The following is a 3108-nucleotide window of genomic DNA, read 5'->3' on the forward strand; positions in this document are numbered from 1 at the left end:
GAAACGATCTGCTCGGGACTCGCGACCGCTTGTCTCTCGTTGGCCGGCAATGCCAGCCATAGCGCCACCGCGGCCACGCCAAGCAGCGCTGCTGTGCCAAACGCCGCGATGACCAGATGCAAGTTCGACCGGATTTGCTGCCAGAACCTGGGCCGCACGTCATAGCCAAACTGCATCGCAAAGCGCCGTCGTTCCGGCGCGCCGAAACTGAAGGGCTCTCTCACTCTTGCAACCTCCATTTGCGGGCCGACGTTCTTACGACCTGTGCCGGGAAAACCGGCATTCGGTCGGCATCGGTCCCAAACCAACGCGGGCAGGCCCGCAAAATCCCCGTTCAACTGCCCTGAGCGGGCATCCTTTGCCGGCGATTGTGGCATCACTGCGCCCTTGCCGGGCGGATTCTGCACCTTTGCGCCAGATTCTGCAACTTCAAAGGGATTTTGCAATCTATGGTTATATCCTGTCCCTCAAGGCATACCAGTTGAGCGCAAGAAAGAGCAGAGGCGCGCGGAAGCGTCGACCACCGGGAAAGGCCGGAATTTTCAGGTCCTCGATCAGCCTCAGCCGGTCCCGGTTGCCGGTAACGGTTTCGGCATAGAGCTTGCCGAAAAAGTTCGACAGCATGACGCCGTGACCGGAATAGCCGCCGACGGAAATCACATTGGGCATCACCTCGCGCACGAAGGGTTTTCTCGGCATCGTGATGCCGACATAGCCGCCCCAGCCGTGAGTGATCTCGACGGCCTTCAGTGCTGGGTAAAGCTCGGCGATCTGCCGGCGGATGTGGACATGGATGTCTTTCGGATCGTTGACGGCATAGATCTCGCGCCCGCCGAACAGCAGCCGCCCATCCGTCGATTTGCGGAAGTAGCGCACGACGAAGCGGGAATCATCGACCGCCTCACCGCCCGGCAGCACGTTTGTGTCAGCCCCCAGCGGCACCGTCGCGCCGATGAAGGAGCCGATCGGCATGATGTGCGCGGCACTGACCGGCTCGAGCGTGCCGCCATGGGCGTTGACGCCGATCAGACATTTCTCGGCTGATATCGTGCCCTTCGGCGTCGTGACCCTGACCTTGCCGCCAAGCGACGCGATGCCGGTCGCCGGCGTCTGCTCGAACAGCTGCGCGCCCGCCTGCGCCGCCACCTTTGCCGTGCCGATCACCAGCTTCAGCGGATGGATGTGCCCGGTGCCGGTGTCGCGGGTGCCGCCGAAATAGCGCGTCGAGCCCAACCGCCCAGCCGTTTCCTTCGCATCCATGAAGGCGATGTGCGGATAGCCGAAGCGGTTCGCCATGATCTCGGCATGCGCCTTGTAATCGTCGACATAGCGCTTCTTATGCGCCACCGACATCTGGCCGGGCATGTACTCGATCTCGATCTTGTTGACGGCGGCGAATTCGAGGAGATGCGACTTGGCCTCTTCGGCGAGGTCGAACAGCGCCTTGGCGCGGGAAAAGCCGTATTCCGCTTCGAGTTCCTCGGCCCAGGCGCGCTGACCGGTGCCGAGCTGGCCGCCATTGCGGCCCGATGCGCCGTCGCCGAAACGATGCGCTTCGATCAGCACGACATTGCTGCCGGCCTTGCCAAGGTGCACCGCCGCCGACAGGCCGGTGAAGCCGCCGCCGACGATGACGACGTCGCATGTCCGGTCGCCGTCTAGCGCCGTGTATTCGGGCCGTGGGCCGGCCGTGTCCTCATACCAGGAGCGGCCGGGGGAGATTGGGGATTGGTAGGGCATGATGACCGAGTAGGGGAATAGGGGAATAGGGGAGTAGAGGAAATGCTAGTCGGCTGAAAGTTTGCGGATTATCGCGCCGAATGCCACGGCGGCGCCATTGTTGGCGAGCACCGAAAGTGTAGGAAAGCTTCTTCGACTTCTATGCCGGTACGCTCAGCGATCAGAAGCTGAGTTTCCAGTTCCTTCCGTGACCCTTGAGCGATACGGAGGAATTGCTGATAGCCATAGCCTTCCGCTATGTTCGCCGGCACCGAGCTTGCTGCGCGCCGCACTTGGCTGGTCAGTCCATAAAGCTCCTCCTTCGGCCAGGATTTCGTCGCGCCGTACACAGCCACCGCAAGGTCCATTGCCTGCTGCCAGACTATTAAGTCCTTGTAAGAACCCGTTTTCTCAGCCATTCGCCCTACTCCCCTACTCCCCTACTCCCCTCCTACACGTTCAACAACAAATACTCCCGCTCCCACGGACTGATCACTTCCATGAAGGTCTCGAATTCCGCCCGCTTGATCGCCGCATAGGTCGCGGCAAACGACTTGCCGAGCAGCGCGCAGAGTTCCTCGTCGGCTTCGAACAGGTCGACAGCCTCGAGCAGGCTCCGCGGCAGGTCGATCTCTGCCTCGTTGGCGGTGGTGAGAACCGGCGGTTCGGCCTTGATCTTGTTGGTCATGCCGATCAGCCCGCAGGCGAGCGATGCAGCCAGCGCCAGATAGGGATTGGCGTCGGACGAAGGGATGCGGTTCTCGACGCGCCTGGCTGCCGGGTCGGATCGCGGGACGCGGAAGGCGGTGGTGCGGTTGTCGTAGCCCCATTTGTTGTTGACCGGTGCCGAAGCCGACTGCGTCAGCCGGCGGTAGGAATTGACGTAGGGCGCGAACATCACCAGCGCGTTCGGCACATGTTTCTGCATGCCGCCGAGGAAATGGAAGAAGGCTTCGGTTTCCGAGCCGTCCTCGGCCGAAAAGACGTTCCTGCCGGTCTTCTTGTCGATGATCGACTGGTGGATATGCATGGCCGACCCGGGCTGCCCCTGGATCGGCTTGGCCATGAAGGTGGCGTAGATCTCATGCTTCAGCGCCGCCTCGCGGATGGTGCGCTTGAACATGAACACTTGGTCGGCGAGTTCGATCGGATCGCCATGGCGCAGATTGATCTCGAGCTGGCCGGCGCCTTCCTCGTGGATCAGCGTATCGATCTCCAGGCCCTGGCTTTCGGAGAAATGGTAGATGTCGTCGATCAGCTCGTCGAACTCGTTGACGCCGGCGATCGAATAGCCGGCGCCACCGCCTATCGCCCGTCCCGAACGCCCGACCGGCGGCGTCAGCGGGTAGTCCGGATCGGGATTCTTGCGCACGAGGTAGAACTCGATCT

The 3108-nt window shown here is 62.0% G+C and carries 3 protein-coding genes and 1 pseudogene; all 4 read right to left on the reverse strand.

From position 1 onward, the window contains the following. Positions 1 to 446, reverse strand: a pseudogene (locus EOA85_RS39505) (hypothetical protein); the annotation flags it as partial. Between the two features lie 7 nt (positions 447 to 453). After that, a complete protein-coding gene (locus EOA85_RS31115) occupies positions 454 to 1740 on the reverse strand; it encodes an FAD-binding oxidoreductase (protein WP_127212288.1) in 1287 nt (428 codons plus the stop codon). Positions 1741 to 1808: 68 nt separating this feature from the next. Next, the gene (locus EOA85_RS31125; protein WP_348627949.1) at positions 1809 to 2138 is read right to left on the reverse strand and encodes a four helix bundle protein; all 330 of its coding nucleotides are present in this window, start codon (positions 2136 to 2138) and stop codon (positions 1809 to 1811) included. A 32-nt stretch (positions 2139 to 2170) separates the two neighbouring features. Further along, a partial coding sequence (locus EOA85_RS31130; RefSeq protein ID WP_127212289.1) for a glutamine synthetase family protein occupies positions 2171 to 3108 on the reverse strand: 938 nt, incomplete at its 5' end.

The organism is Mesorhizobium sp. M5C.F.Ca.IN.020.29.1.1, assembly GCF_003997375.1.
Taxonomy (GTDB): Bacteria; Pseudomonadota; Alphaproteobacteria; order Rhizobiales; family Rhizobiaceae; genus Mesorhizobium; species Mesorhizobium wenxiniae.

Coding starts and splice junctions, on each gene's coding strand:
- EOA85_RS31115 (WP_127212288.1), bottom strand. CDS start 1,740: ATGCCCTACCAATCCCCAATCTCCCCCGGCCGCTCCTGGTATGAGGAC.
- EOA85_RS31125 (WP_348627949.1), bottom strand. CDS start 2,138: ATGGCTGAGAAAACGGGTTCTTACAAGGACTTAATAGTCTGGCAGCAG.